The sequence below is a fragment of the Microbacterium sp. GXF7504 genome (assembly GCF_054798235.1).
The window spans coordinates 224,809-238,623 of record NZ_JBSJZI010000003.1; the positions used below are offsets into that span (position 1 = coordinate 224,809).

Genomic DNA, 13,815 nt, shown 5'->3' on the forward strand with positions numbered 1-13,815 from the left:
CGCGCGCACGGTCTTGCCGCCCGCGCGGCGGTCGTATACGATCTGTTCCATAGTAGAACAGCGTGTTCGAATATAGAACACGCTGTGTTCCGCCGCAAGACCTCGGCGCCGCCGCCGGGGGAAGGATCGACGCCGATGCAGTTCCACCACCACGGATACGTCTCCACCGACCCGCGCATCCGCCCCGCCGCGGGCACCGGGCTCGCCCGTCCCACCGACCTCCCGGACGAGCTCGACGTGCTCATCGTCGGCTCCGGTCCCGCGGGCATGCTGCTGGCCGCCCAGCTGTCGCAGTACCCGAGCATCACCACCCGGCTCATCGAGAAGCGCGAGGGCCGACTCGAGATCGGCCAGGCCGACGGCATCCAGTGCCGCACGGTCGAGACGTTCCAGGCGTTCGGCTTCGCGGAGCGGATCATCGCGGAGGCCTACCGCATCAGCCACATGAACTTCTGGGCGCCCGACCCCGAGCATCCCGAGCGCATCGTCCGCGCCGCACGCGCCGACGACGACCCCGCCGGCGTGAGCGAGTTCCCGCACCTCGTCGTGAACCAGGCCCGCGTGCTCGACTACTTCGCCGAGGTCGCCGCGACCTCCCCGGCGCGGATCGCCCCCGACTACGGCGTCGAGTTCGTCACGCTCGAGGTCGACGAGGTCGGGGAGTACCCGGTGCGGGCGACGGTCCGGTACACGGCAGGCGCGCGTGCCGGGCAGGAGCGGACGATCCGCGCGAAGTACGTCGTCGGCTGCGACGGCGCCCGCAGTGGCGTGCGCCGCGCAATCGGCCGCAAGCACGTCGGCGCGCAGGCCAAGCACGCCTGGGGCGTCATGGACGTGCTCGCGGTGACCGACTTCCCCGACGTGCGGATCAAGAGCGCGATCTCCTCCAGCGCCGGCAGCATCCTGCTCATCCCGCGGGAGGGCGGGTTCCTCGTGCGCTTCTACGTCGACCTCGGCGAGGTGCCCGACGGCGACGACGGGGCGGTCCGCAAGACCCCGCTCGCCGACATCATCGCCACGGCGAACGACATCCTCTCGCCGTACACGCTCGACGTGAAGGACGTCGCGTGGTGGAGCGTCTACGAGGTCGGCCACCGGGTGACCGACAAGTTCGACGACGTCGACCCGGGCGAGGACCGCGACCCGCACGTGTTCATCTGCGGCGACGCCTGCCACACCCACTCCGCGAAGGCCGGGCAGGGCATGAACGTCTCCATGCAGGACGGCTTCAACCTCGGCTGGAAGCTCGGCTCGGTGCTCACCGGCCGCGCCCCCGCATCCCTGCTGGCGACGTACTCGGCCGAGCGCCAGGTGGTCGCGCAGGACCTCATCGACTTCGACCGGGAGTGGTCGAGCCTCATGGCGAAGAACCCGGAGGAGTTCTCCAGCCCCGCCGAGGTCGCCGAGTTCTACACCCGCACCGCCGAGTTCCCCGCCGGCTTCATGACCCGCTACACGCCGTCGATGATCGTCGGCACCGACGAGCACCAGGCGCTCGCCGGTGGATACCCGATCGGCAAGCGCTTCAAGTCGGCGCCGGTCGTCCGCGTCGCCGACACGGTGCCCGCCCATCTCGGGCACCACGCGCGCGCCGACGGCCGCTGGCGGGTCTACGCGTTCGCCGACGCCGATCGCACCGCGCTGCGGGCGTGGGCGGACTGGATGCTGGAGGGCGCCGACTCGCCGCTGCGCGCCCACACGCCCGCGGACGCCGACCTCGACGCGGTGTTCGACGTGAAGGCCGTGTTCCAGCAGGAGTACACCGGGATCGAACTCGGCGAGGTGCCGCCGGTGTTCCTCCCGCGTGTGGGCCCGTTCGGCCTCATCGACTACGAGAAGGTCTACGCCGTCGACCCGCAGACCGACATCTTCGACGAGCGCGGGATCTCCCGCGACGGCGCCGTCGTCGTCGTCCGTCCCGACCAGTACGTCGCGCACGTGCTGCCGCTGTCGGCGACCGCCGAGCTCGCCGCGTTCTTCCGGCAGCACATGCTGCCGGCCTGACCCGGACGGGCGGATGCGGCCGGCCGCCGCATCCGCCCGTGTGCAGAACTCAGGACATCCGAGGGGCTCGCCCCCATCGGCGCGGATCGCGGGGGGTGCCGGTCGATCCGTCCTGAGTTCTGCACGTGCAGACTCGGCCGTCAGGAGTTCACGCGGATGACCTCGTGCTGGTACGGCGCGATGACCTCGCCCGACACGCGCAGGTCGAGCAGCAGGAACGGGCGCTCGTCGGCCGGGGTCTCGGCCCAGGTGGCGAGCCGGTCGAGGTCGGCGAGCCGCTCCACCACGACGCCTTCGGCGCCCACCGCGGCGGCGAGCCCTGCGAAGTCCACCGTGGGGATCCGCATCGGCTCCTGCGCGAGCCCGAACAGGCCGTAGAGGTTGACCTCGGCGCTGTACGCGCCGTCGTTCCACACCACGGCGAGCCCGCGGCCGCCGGCGACCCGCACGGCCGACTCGAGGTCCGCGAGCGCCATGAGTCCGCCGCCGTCGCCCGTGGTGAGCACGATCGTCGACTCCGGGCGCGCGACCGCGGCGCCGGGCACGCTCGGGAACCCGAGCCCGATCGACTGGTACGCGGTGCCGATCATGAGCATCCGGTCGGGGGAGGCCACCGGCCAGTACATGTTCGCCCAGCCGATGAAGTGCCCGCCGTCGGAGACGACGACGCGGTCCTCCGGCAGCAGCTCGGCGATCCGGCGCGCCGCGGCCCGCGGGTCGAGCCGGCCGTCCGCGGCGAACTCCTCCGCGGAGTCGTACGCGCGCAGCGGCGCGATCTCGATCGACTCGCGCCAGCCGCTCGGGGCCGCGCCGAGCGTCCGCAGCTCCTCGACGAGGGATGCCGCGACCACGGCCGCGTCGCCGCGGACGTACCGGCCCACGTGCGGATGCGTGGCGGCGGGCGCCACGTCGACCTGCACGACCTGCGTCTCGGGCGAGAAGAGCTCGCCGAAGCGCATCGTGAACTGGTTGAGCGAGGCGCCGAAGACGACGGCGATGTCGGCCTCGCGGACGAGCTCCATGGCCCGCTCCGCGCCGAAGCCGCCGGTCACGCCGAGGTCGAACTCGGGGCGGGGGAAGAGGTTCCGGCCGAGGGCGGTGGTCGCCGTCACCGCGCCGGTCGCGTCCGCGAGGGCGCCGAGCGCCGCACCGGCGCCGGCCAGCCAGGCGCCGCGGCCGGCGAGCAGGAACGGCCGCTCCGCGCCGGCGAGGGTGCGCGCGAGGCGGCGGATCGCCTCCGCGCCGAACGGGCTGGGTGCGACGGGGGCGGGCAGCACGGGGGCCGGTGGCGTCGGCACCGGGCCTGCCTCGAGCTTCGCGACGTCGTAGGGGATCGCCAGCACGGCCGGCACGCGATACGCGAGGGCGTGCTCGATCGCGATGACGGTGGTGGCGGCCGCGTCCGTGCGGCCCACCGTGTAGGTGCGGGCGCCGACCGCGGCGGCGAGCGAGATCTGCTCCACGTCCCACGGGCGCGGGCCCGAGGTGGGCTCGTCGCCGACCACGAGCAGGAGCGGCACCTTGGCCTGCACGGCCTCGGCGAGGGCGGTGATGGTGTTCGTGAACCCGGCGCCGTAGGTCGCGGTCGCGGCGGCGATCCGTCCGGAGGCGCGGTGGTGCGCGTCGGCCGCGACGACGGCGCCCGCCTCGTGGCGGACCGCGGTGTAGGTCGCGTCGGTGTCGCGCTCGAGCGCGTCGAGGAAGTACGCGTTGCCGTTGCCCATCACGCCGAAGACGTGGTCGATGTGGCGGGCGAGGGTGCGGGCGACGTGGGCGGAGACGGTGGGCATGGCGAAGCAGCCTTTCGAGACGGGAACGGAGGTTGAGACCGTATGTGTCTCGCGCGTCCGTCAGGACGGCTGCGTGCCCATTTTTCGAGCACCGACGCGGGGGACGTGCGCCGGACGGAAGTGAGTATACGACCACGCGGGGCGGTGTCCGTGACGTCCGGTCGCAGGGGCCCGGGTCGCCGGGGCGGAGGGTGACAGGTCGCGGCGGCGGGATGAGAATGAATGCGGACCGGCCAAGGATCATATACGATCTGGATGGAGCGGATGCGGCTGCATCCCATGACGACGAGGGAGTCCCAGTGACTGACAACCGCGAGAGCGACCTGCTGGCGAACGTGCCCGAGGGCCTGTTCATCGGCGGGCGGTGGCGTGCCGCCGAGGACGGCGCGACGCTGACCGTGCAGGACCCCGCGACCGGCGAGACGATCAAGACGATCGCGAGCGCGACGGTCGCCGACGGCAAGGCGGCGATGGACGCCGCGGCGGACACGTTCCCGTCGTGGGCCGCGACGCCGGTGCGCGAGCGCGCCGAGCTGCTGCGCCGCGCCTTCGACCTGCTGCAGGAGCGCAAGGAGGAGTTCGCGCTCCTCATGTCGATCGAGATGGGCAAGCCGATCGCCGAGGCCCGCGGTGAGGTCGCCTACGGCGGCGAGTTCCTCCGCTGGTTCAGCGAGGAGGCCGCGCACGTGCAGGGACGCTACGGCGCGAACCCCGAGGGCACCGGGCGCATGATCGTCACGCAGCATCCGGTCGGCCCCTGCTTCCTCATCACCCCGTGGAACTTCCCGCTCGCGATGGCCACCCGCAAGATCGCGCCCGCCCTCGCCGCCGGCTGCACGGTCGTGGTCAAGCCCGCCACCCTGACCCCGCTGACGACCCTGTACTTCGTCAAGCTGCTGCAGGACGCCGGGCTCCCCGACGGCGTCGTCAACGTCATCACGACGAAGCAGACGGGCCCCGTCTCCGAGGCGATCATCCGCGACCCGCGGCTGCGCAAGCTCTCCTTCACCGGGTCCACCCCGGTGGGCCAGGCGCTGCTGAAGCAGGCCGCCGACGGGGTGCTGCGCACCTCCATGGAGCTCGGCGGCAACGCCCCGTTCGTGGTGTTCGACGACGGCGACCTGGACAAGGCCGTCGACGGCGCGATCGCCGCGAAGTTCCGCAACATCGGCCAGGCGTGCACGGCGGCGAACCGGTTCATCGTGCACCGTTCGGTCGCCGACGAGTTCGCCCGCCGGGTCACCGAGCGCGTGAACGGCTTCAAGATCGGCCGCGGCACCGAGGAGGACGTCACGATCGGCGCCCTCATCGACGACCGCGCGGTCGCCAAGGCGAAGGAGCTCGTCGACGACGCGCTGGAGCGCGGTGCGACCCTCCGGGCGGGCGGCAAGCCGATCGACGGCGCGGGTTCGTTCTTCGAGCCGACCGTCATCACCGACGTCCCCGCCGGCAGCGAGATCCTCCGTGAGGAGATCTTCGGTCCGGTGCTCGCGGTCGTCCCGTTCGACACCGAGGACGAGGCGGTCGAGCTCGCCAACGCCACCGAGTACGGCCTCGTCTCGTACGTCTACACCGAGAACCTCGCGCGCGGGCAGCGGATGATCGAGCGCCTCGAGACGGGGATGATGGGCCTGAACGTCGGCGTCGTCTCCAACGCCGCCGCCCCGTTCGGCGGCTGGAAGCTCTCCGGTCTCGGCCGTGAGGGCGGCGCCGAAGGCATCCACGAGTACCTGCAGACGAAGTACACGCTCACGCCGAACCCGTTCGCCTGAGCGGGACCGGGGAGGGCACCGCACCGAACCGTTCGCGGGCGGGCATGCACCGCGCACTGCGCGACAAGCCCGCCCGCGGACGCGTCCGCAGAATGGGCACGTCCGTGCGCGACGAAGGACGCCGCGCGCGCAGAAGGAGACACCCATGACGGATGCATCGTTCACCCCGGAGGAGCAGGCGCTGCTCGCCCGTGTGCAGGCGCCGGAAGGCGCGGGCCGGGAGATCCCGGACGCCGCGACCCGCGTGACGATCGGGCGCGCGCCGGAGCAGTCCGTCGCCGACCTCGACGACGCGATCGCGCGCGCCAAGGCCGCGCAGCCGGCCTGGGACGCGCTCGGCCACGAGCGCCGCATCGAGCTCCTGCTGCAGGCCGCCGACGCGATCGACGCGAACGCCGAGGCGCTCGCGCGGCTCCTCTCCCGCGAGCAGGGCAAGCCCCTGAACGGCCCGAACGCGCGCTTCGAGCTCGGCGGCGCCGCCGCCTGGCTGCGCGCGGCCGCATCCACCCCGCTCGAGCCGCAGGTGATCGTCGACGACGGGCAGACCCGCGCCGAGCTGCACTACCGCGCCATCGGCGTGGTCGGCGCGATCGGCCCGTGGAACTGGCCGCTCATGATCACGATCTGGCAGATCGCCCCGGCCCTGCGGATGGGCAACACGGCCGTCGTGAAGCCGTCGGAGTACACCCCGCTGAGCGTGCTCGCGCTGCTGTCGGTGCTGAACGACGTGCTGCCCGCCGACGTCCTCATCGGCGTCTCCGGCGGCCGTGAGGTCGGCGCGCGCCTGGCCGCCCACCCCGACGTCGACAAGATCATGTTCACCGGCTCCACCGCCACCGGACGCAAGATCATCGAGAGCTCCGCCGGCAACCTCGCCCGCCTCACCCTCGAGCTCGGCGGCAACGACGCCGGCATCGTGCTGCCCGGCGCCGACCCGGCCGCGATCGCCCAGGACCTGTTCTGGGGCGCGTTCATCAACACCGGTCAGACGTGCGCCGCACTCAAGCGCCTGTACGTGCACGAGTCGATCCATGACGAGGTCGTCGCGGCGCTGAAGGCCGTCGTCGAGCAGACCCCCATGGGTGTGGGCCTGGACGAACAGAACGTGCTGGGGCCGCTCCAGAACCGGCAGCAGTTCGACATCGTCCACCGGCTGGTCGAGGACGCGAAGGCGAACGGCGCCACCATCGTCACCGGCGGGTCGCCCGCCACCGGCCTCGGAGAGCTCTTCTACCCGGCGACGCTCGTGACCGACGTGACCGACGGGATCGCGATCGTCGACGAGGAGCAGTTCGGACCGGTCCTGCCCATCGTGAAGTACCGCGACGTCGAGGACGCCATCGCGAGCGCGAACGCGCTCGACGTGGGCCTCGGCGCCTCGGTGTGGGGCGACCGCGACGAGGCGCGCGCGGTGGCCGCCCGCATCCAGGCCGGCACGGTGTGGATCAACTCGCACGGCGGCATCGACCCGCGGATCCCGTTCGGCGGGGTCAAGGGCTCCGGATACGGGCTCGAGTTCGGCGTCGAGGGGCTGAAGGGCCTCGCGGTGCCGCAGATCATCAACGGCTGACCTCGTCGCAGGTCCCAGGCCCGTCCCGCTGTGCGGGGCGGGCCTGTTCCGTGGGCGCGCGGTGTGCGCTCCCGGGCAACCGGCATGCGCGCCGGGGCAATGCCGCGTCCCTCGCGGGCGGGACCATGAACCGGGCGCCCGAGTGCGTCACGCCGACCCGAAGGAGAGTCACCATGAGTCACACCGGACCAGCCGGGCGCACCGACGCGCACCGGCGCCTGGGCGTCCTCGCCGTCGCCTTCCTCATCATCGCGGCATCCGCGCCGCTCACCGTCGTCGCCGGCGGCGTCACCAGCTCGCTCGCGGTCACCCACGTGACGGGCGTGCCCTTCGGCTACGTGGTGCTCGCCATCATCCTCGCGCTGTTCGCGATCGGGTACACCGCGATGAGCCGGTTCATCACCAACGCGGGGGCGTTCTACGCCTACATCGCGCAGGGCATCGGGCGGCCCGCGGGCGTGGGCGCGGCGGTGCTCGCGCTCATCGCGTACAACGCCATGCAGATCGGCATCTACGGGATGCTGGGGTTCCAGGTCACCACCTTCGTCGCCGAGAAGACGGGCGTGACGATCCCGTGGTGGGTGTGGGTGCTCGTGTGCATCGCGGTGGTGGGCCTGCTCGGGGTGAACCGGGTCGACCTGTCCGCGAAGATCCTCGGCACGCTCGTCGCGCTCGAGTTCCTCGCGGTGATCGTGTTCGACGTCGTGGCCCTCGCGAACCCGGCCGAGGGCGTCACCGTGGAGCCGCTGACCCCCGCCGCACTGTTCGTCCCGGGCATCGGCGCCGTGCTGTCCTTCGGTGTCGCCGCGTTCATGGGGTTCGAGTCCGCCGCGATCTACGGTGAGGAGGCGAAGGACCCGCGCCGCACGATCCCGCGGGCGACGTTCCTCGCCGTCGTCGTCATCGGCGTCTTCTACGCGATCTCCTCCTGGGCGCTCGTCCTGGCCGTCGGAACGGACAAGATCGCCGACCCGGCCGGGATCGGCGCCGAGGAGGCCGGACCGCCCCTGTTCTTCAACGTCATCGCCGAGCACCTGGGCGTGATCTGGGTCGACATCACGTCGGTGCTGTTCATCACGAGCCTGTTCGCCGCGCTCGTGAGCTTCCACAACGCGGTCGCGCGGTACGCGTTCTCGCTCGGCCGGGAGGGGATGCTGCCGCGTGCCCTCGCGGGCGTCCGCCGCACGAGCGGCGCGCCCTGGGCGGGGTCCGTCGCGCAGACCGCGCTCGCGGTGGTCGTCATCGTGTTCTTCGCGATCGGGGAGACGGGCTGGAACCCGCAGGACGGTCCGTACGAGGTGCTGACCCTGTTCACCTGGCTGACGAACCTCGGCGCCTTCGGGCTCGTGCTGCTGATGGTGCTCGCCTCGGTCGCGGTCATCGGCTACTTCGCCCGGAACCGCCACGGCGTGGGCGCCGGGTCGCGGCTGGTCGCCCCGATCGTGGCCACCGTCGCCCTCGGCACCGTGTGGGTGCTCATCCTCGTGAACTGGGACGTGCTGCTCGGCCAGGCCGAGTCCACCCCCACGACGTTCATCCTGCCCGCCGTGCTCCTGGTCCCGTCCGCCCTGGCGGTGCTGTGGGCGCTGTGGCTGCGTTCGGCGCGTCCCGACGTCTATCGCCGCATCGGTCACGGCGCCGACGCGGACGCGGCGCCGCACCTGGGTGCCGAGCCGGTCGGGGTCTGACCGCGCAGCGGAGGGGGCGGCCGGCCGGGCCGCCCCTTCCGCACCTCACCGGCCGCCGCGGTACTCGCTCGGGGAGACCCCGAAGGCGGCCTTGAAGGTGCGGCTGAAGTGTGCGGCGTCGGGGAACCCCCAGCGGGCGCCCACCACGGCGACGGGGACGTCGGCGTCGCGCGGATCGCGCAGTGCCCGCCGGCACGCCTCGAGCCGCCGCCGCCGGATCACGGTGGAGACCGTCGTGCCCTCGGCGTGGAACAGGCTGTGCAGGTGCCGGGTCGAGATGAAGTGGGCGGCGGCGATCGTCCCCGGGGTGAGCGCCGGCGACGCCAGGTGCTCGTCGATGTACGCCCGGATCCGGGCGAGCAGCGCCAGCCGCGGGTCCGCGGCGGACGCGTCGTCGAGGCCCAGCTCGTGCGTGTACACGGTGGCGAGGAGGTCGAGTGCGGCGCGGGTCAGCCGGCCGCCGCAGGCGCCGGCGACCTCCTCGAGGCCCAGCCCGAGGCGGGTGAGGAAGGGGGAGGTGAGCGCACCGAGCCCGGCGTCGCCGGGGATCCGCACCGCCGTCATCCCGCCGAGCGACCGGGCGGGGAGGGGGAGGGCGTCGTGCGGGAACATCATGACGATGGTGCGGAGGTCTTCGTCGAAGCTGAGCGTGTACGGGCGGCTCGTGTCGTAGAGCGCCATGTCGCCGGGGCGCAGCACCGCCTCGCGGCCGTCCTGGATGAGCAGCCCGGTCCCGGCCAGCATGACGCTCACCTTGAACGCCGGGCGGTCGCCGCGCGCGATGAGCTCGGGCGTGCGTTCCACGGTGTGGGCGCGGGCCCGCACCTCGGAGACGTGGATGCCGTCGGCCACGGCGCCGCGCAGTGCGCCGGAGAACCGGTCGGCGTGCGTGCTGGTGACGTGCAGCGGCACGAACGAGTCGTTGACCGCCGCCCGATAGGTGCTGAGATCGGGCGCGTGCAGCGTCGTCACGCCGGCCGGTGCGGTGGTGAGCGGCATGGGAGACCTCCTCGTACCCCGTCGTCCCCATCGTTTTTCTACGCTTGGAGGACGAAAACTGGTCCGATGGTACCCCGTACCGCGGCGATCCGCGACCCGATCAGTCGAGCATGCGCAGCAGGGCGTCGCGCATCGCCAGCATCCGCTCGGGCCGCGTGGTCTCCGGCAGGAGCACGCCGATCGCCTGCATGCCGGTGATCGCGTCGAGGAGGGCGTCGGCCACCGCCTGCACGTCGAGGTCGGTGCGCACCTCGTCGCGCTCGACGGCCTCGGCGACGAGCTCGCCGATCCGCTGCTGCCACTCGCGCATCATCCCCGCGAACAGCGCCGCCATGTCGGGCTCCATCGCCGCGTACTCCAGGAACGGGATGACGATCCGCGCCTCGAGCAGTCGCTCCTCGTCCAGCGGCAGCATCTCGGTGAGGAAGGCCCGCAGCGCCGCGAGGCCGTGGAGGTCGCCGGCCCCGGACGCGTTCTCGAACCGGCCGTTCGTCGCCTGGAAGACGTGCTGGAACGCGGCGGTGAGCACCGCCCGCTTGTTGGGGAAGTAGTGCGCCACCCCGCCGTTCGCCTGGCCGAGCTCGCGGGCGATCTCGCGCATCGTCGTCGCCTCGATGCCCTGCCGGGCGATGAGGCGCCAGGTGGCGCGGATGATCTCGGCTCGGCGCTCGTCGTGGTCGACACGTCGTGGCACGCGGCGGGTCCTTCCGTCGTCCGGGGATGGGGCGGCGCACGGTGACCGTCGCGCCGCCCCACACTAACCGAGCGGATGCGGGCTCAGTGCCCGCAGGCGCAGGTGTCGCCGCCGCAGCATCCGCCGCCCTGCCCGGCGTGCGCCTGGCTCGACTCGGGCACGTCCATCGCCGGGTTCACGTCGAGGAACCCGTACGGCTTGAACCAGAAGCCGGCGTAGTCGACCGGCATGATCGGCCAGTCCTCCGGGCGCGGGATGTGGGTGAGGCCGAACGTGTGCCAGAGCACGATGTCGGTGCCGTCGAGCGAGCGGTCGTCCTCGGTGTAGGCGGGCAGGCCCGCACCACCGGCGTGCGCGTTCGGGTAGCGGCCGGCCGGCCAGCGCTCGTCGCGGTCGTACGCGGTGCCCCACAGGTGCTTGGTCGCGAACGCCGCACGGGCGGCGACGGTCGAGGCGGGGTCGGCCATGAGCAGCGCCGTCGGCTCGGGGATGAGGTGGTACGCGGTCGGCTTGCCCAGGTGGTTCGTCTTGGAGGCGCTGCGCACCTCCCACACGCGGGCGACCGAGGTGTCGGCCTCGCGCTGCGCCTCGGCCTCGGTGCGCAGCGGCGTCTCGGTCCACGTGAACGCGTTGCCGAACGGGTTCCGCTCGCCCATGGGGATCCGGGCGGCGTCGATCTCGACGAGGCGGTTGTCCTCGCCGTCGATCGCGACGTCGAGCCGGGCGCTGAACAGGTGCTGGTGCACCGGGGCGAACACGCCGGGCGCGATCTCGGGGGCGTGCGGGTTGGTGGAGCCGGGGTGGCCGCCGCCGACGAACACGATGCCGGTCGCCTTCGCCTCGACCTGGATCGACCCGTCGAGGTAGAAGTACCAGAAGAAGCCGTAGTCGTAGTTGCCGATGGTGGAGAAGTACGACACCACCAGACGCCGGGAGCGCCGCACCTGCGAGCCGACGGGGCCGGGCTCGGTGTGCTTCCACAGCACGCCGTAGTCCTCCTCGTGCATGCACACCGCGTTGGGGATGCGCACCGGGTTGCCGTGGTCGTCGGCGACGTGGCCGTCGAAGTAGCGGATCACGCCGAGGCAGTCGCAGCCGAGCTCGAGGTGGTTCGCGTTCTTGCCGAGGAGGTACTCGCCGGCGTCGAAGTAGCTGATCCAGAACCGGGTGGGGGTGGTGTCGCCGTAGGGGACGACCATCTCCGGGATGCTGGCACGGCTGAGCACCGGGCGGTCCTGGAACCGCACGTCGTGGAGCACGAGGCCCTCGCGGGCGTTGAAGTCGACCCGCAGCGACCAGCCCTCCCAGTCGACGTGCGACCCGTCGACGTGGAAGCTCGGCCCCTCGGGCTGCGTGATCTCGATGGGCTTCAGGCTCGTGCGGGCCGGGCCCACCGCATCCGGGGTGTACTTGCCGCTGCCGGCGGGCACCGGCACGTCGCCGTCGTCCTCGATGCCGATGACGCGGTTCTCGACCAGGTCGACGTGCACGATGAGCCCCTCGACCGGGTGCGCCCAGGCGATGTCGTCCTCGCTGTCGCGGAGGAACGTGAGGGAGCGGATCACGCGGCGGCCGACCTCGTTCGCGCGGCCGACGAAGCCGGGGGCGAGCGGGCTGCAGAACGCGAGCTCCATGCGGTCGGCGAGGCCGCGCCGGGTCATCGCGTTCCGCCACTCCTCGGACGCCTTGACGATCTCGGCCGCGCGCTCGTACTCCTCGAAGAGGTACTGCGGCTGACCGTACGGGTGCTCGCCCGCGGCGTGCGTGCGCTGTGCGACGACGCGGCCGTCGGTGATCGAGACGATCGCCTCGGTGACCGCGCCGGTCGTGGTCTCCAGCAGGGTGACGTCGGCGCGACGGTCGATCGGGGCGCCCGGCCGCCAGGCGGCGAGCTCCTCCTTCGTCGGCTCGTCCGGCAGCAGCATCGGCACGCGGACGCGCTCGCCGAGCAGGCCCGCTTCGACGAGGATCTCGCGCGTGCGTGCGATCTCCTCCGCGGTCATCGGGTCGAGGGGGTGCGCGGCGGGGGCCTCGGGGGCGGGGGCGGCGAGGTCGGCGTTGCCGTGCGGCTGATCGTGGGGGGCGTGGTGGTGCGACATTGGGATCCTCCTGCCGTCCAGTGTGGGCGGCATCCGGCGTCCGGGCTTGCCCGGCCGTGCACGACGGCTGACTCTCGGTGCGCACCGTGCGTGCGGATGTCCGCCGTCCGGCGCATGATGGCGGGGTGGACGACGTCGCCCTGCGGGCCCTCCGGCTGCGCGCGCACCGGCTGACGGCCCCGGCGGCCGATCCGGTCGCGGCGGCAGGGCACATGTTGGCGGTGCAGTCGCAGGAGTTCTGGGGCGGACGCTGGGCGCTCGCCGTCCGCAGCCGCGGCGCACCGACGCTCCGCGATCTCGACCGCGCCTTCGACGACGGTGCCCTCGTGCGCTCCTGGACGCAGCGGGGCACCATCCACACGCTCGCCGCGGCGGACCTCGGCTGGATGCTGGCGCTCACTGCCGCGCGGCAGTTCCGCCTGGCCGCCGGGAGGCTCCGGCAGTTGGAACTCGACGAGGACGTGTTCCGCGCCGCCGAGCGGCTCGCGGTGGCGGCGCTGGGCGGGGGCGGACGCCTGACCCGCGCGGAGTTCGCCGCGCTCCTGGAGGGCGCGGGCATCGCGACCGCGGGGCAGCGCGGCATCCACGTCCTGCAGGTGCTGCACTGGCGGGGCGTGCTCTGCCACGGCCCCGTCGTGCCGCGTGCCGGCGGCGTGACCCGGGAGCAGTACCTCGTGGCGACGGCGGACTGGATCCCGGATGCGGCGATCCCCGTCGACCCGGCGGCCGAGGCGTTCGCGCGGTTCGTCGACGGGCACGGTCCCGCGACCGTGCGGGACTTCGCGTGGTGGTCCGGGCTCACCCTCGCCGCCTGCCGGGAGGCCGCGGCGGGGGCGGGCGACCGGGTGCGGATCGTCGGCGACGACCCGGAGCCGCGCTACGTGTCGGTCTCGACGCCGCGGGCGCGGGCCGACGCGCCCGCCGTGATCGCGCTGCCCCCGTTCGACGAGTACTACATCGCGTGCATCGACCGGGACCGCGTGTGCGACCCGGCCCGGCAGCGCGTCGTCGGGCCGGGGGCGAACGGCATGGTCAGCCCGATCGTGCTCGCCGACGGCGTCGTGGTCGGCCGTTGGACCCACTCCCGCGCGCTGGGCGCGCGGGGTGCGGCACCGGCCGAGGTGTTCGACCCCGCCGAGGTGCCCGACGAGGCGGTGACCGCCGCACTCGACCGGTACGCCGCGTTCGTCGCGGGCTGA

9 protein-coding genes are annotated in these 13,815 nt (G+C 72.9%); 5 read left to right on the plus strand and 4 right to left on the minus strand.

Annotated elements, in window-relative coordinates:
* The first annotated feature begins 135 nt into the window (after positions 1 to 135).
* Positions 136 to 2,004 carry an FAD-binding monooxygenase gene (locus ACWAUO_RS08570; RefSeq protein WP_460774686.1) on the plus strand — a complete coding sequence of 623 codons (1,869 nt, stop codon included), beginning with the start codon at positions 136 to 138 and terminating at the stop codon, positions 2,002 to 2,004.
* Positions 2,005 to 2,144: 140 nt separating this feature from the next.
* On the opposite strand, the gene ACWAUO_RS08575 is transcribed toward ACWAUO_RS08570, so the two are convergent.
* Positions 2,145 to 3,794, minus strand: a complete 1,650-nt coding sequence (locus tag ACWAUO_RS08575; RefSeq protein WP_460774688.1) for a thiamine pyrophosphate-binding protein — start codon at positions 3,792 to 3,794, stop codon at positions 2,145 to 2,147.
* Positions 3,795 to 4,093: 299 nt separating this feature from the next.
* On the opposite strand from ACWAUO_RS08575, the gene ACWAUO_RS08580 reads away from it, so the two are divergent.
* The 3 genes from ACWAUO_RS08580 to ACWAUO_RS08590 all read left to right on the plus strand — a co-directional run bounded on the left by ACWAUO_RS08580 (position 4,094) and on the right by ACWAUO_RS08590 (position 8,824).
* Positions 4,094 to 5,566 carry an NAD-dependent succinate-semialdehyde dehydrogenase gene (locus ACWAUO_RS08580; protein WP_460774689.1) on the plus strand — a complete coding sequence of 491 codons (1,473 nt, stop codon included), beginning with the start codon at positions 4,094 to 4,096 and terminating at the stop codon, positions 5,564 to 5,566.
* Between the two features lie 145 nt (positions 5,567 to 5,711).
* Positions 5,712 to 7,136 (plus strand): aldehyde dehydrogenase family protein, encoded by a 1,425-nt coding sequence (locus ACWAUO_RS08585; protein ID WP_460774691.1) that lies wholly within the window; start codon positions 5,712 to 5,714, stop codon positions 7,134 to 7,136.
* 173 nt (positions 7,137 to 7,309) lie between these two features.
* Positions 7,310 to 8,824: an APC family permease gene (locus ACWAUO_RS08590; RefSeq protein WP_460774692.1), complete on the plus strand. Its 1,515-nt coding sequence runs from the start codon at positions 7,310 to 7,312 to the stop codon at positions 8,822 to 8,824.
* 45 nt (positions 8,825 to 8,869) lie between these two features.
* On the opposite strand, the gene ACWAUO_RS08595 is transcribed toward ACWAUO_RS08590, so the two are convergent.
* The 3 genes from ACWAUO_RS08595 to ACWAUO_RS08605 form a co-directional block, all read right to left on the minus strand.
* Positions 8,870 to 9,823 carry an AraC-like ligand-binding domain-containing protein gene (locus ACWAUO_RS08595; protein WP_460774694.1) on the minus strand — a complete coding sequence of 318 codons (954 nt, stop codon included), beginning with the start codon at positions 9,821 to 9,823 and terminating at the stop codon, positions 8,870 to 8,872.
* A 100-nt stretch (positions 9,824 to 9,923) separates the two neighbouring features.
* Positions 9,924 to 10,517, minus strand: a complete 594-nt coding sequence (locus ACWAUO_RS08600; protein ID WP_460774695.1) for a TetR/AcrR family transcriptional regulator — start codon at positions 10,515 to 10,517, stop codon at positions 9,924 to 9,926.
* Positions 10,518 to 10,600: 83 nt separating this feature from the next.
* A complete protein-coding gene (locus ACWAUO_RS08605) occupies positions 10,601 to 12,616 on the minus strand; it encodes a primary-amine oxidase (RefSeq protein ID WP_460774696.1) in 2,016 nt (671 codons plus the stop codon).
* Between the two features lie 125 nt (positions 12,617 to 12,741).
* Here ACWAUO_RS08605 and ACWAUO_RS08610 point away from each other — a divergent pair, with 125 nt between their 5' ends.
* Positions 12,742 to 13,815 carry a winged helix DNA-binding domain-containing protein gene (locus ACWAUO_RS08610; RefSeq protein ID WP_460774697.1) on the plus strand — a complete coding sequence of 358 codons (1,074 nt, stop codon included), beginning with the start codon at positions 12,742 to 12,744 and terminating at the stop codon, positions 13,813 to 13,815.

Bases quoted from the DNA above. Each gene is read 5' to 3' on its own strand.
- ACWAUO_RS08570 (WP_460774686.1), top strand. From the start codon at position 136: ATGCAGTTCCACCACCACGGATACGTCTCCACCGACCCGCGCATCCGC.
- ACWAUO_RS08575 (WP_460774688.1), bottom strand. From the start codon at position 3,794: ATGCCCACCGTCTCCGCCCACGTCGCCCGCACCCTCGCCCGCCACATC.
- ACWAUO_RS08585 (WP_460774691.1), top strand. From the start codon at position 5,712: ATGACGGATGCATCGTTCACCCCGGAGGAGCAGGCGCTGCTCGCCCGT.
- ACWAUO_RS08590 (WP_460774692.1), top strand. From the start codon at position 7,310: ATGAGTCACACCGGACCAGCCGGGCGCACCGACGCGCACCGGCGCCTG.
- ACWAUO_RS08595 (WP_460774694.1), bottom strand. From the start codon at position 9,823: ATGCCGCTCACCACCGCACCGGCCGGCGTGACGACGCTGCACGCGCCC.
- ACWAUO_RS08605 (WP_460774696.1), bottom strand. From the start codon at position 12,616: ATGTCGCACCACCACGCCCCCCACGATCAGCCGCACGGCAACGCCGAC.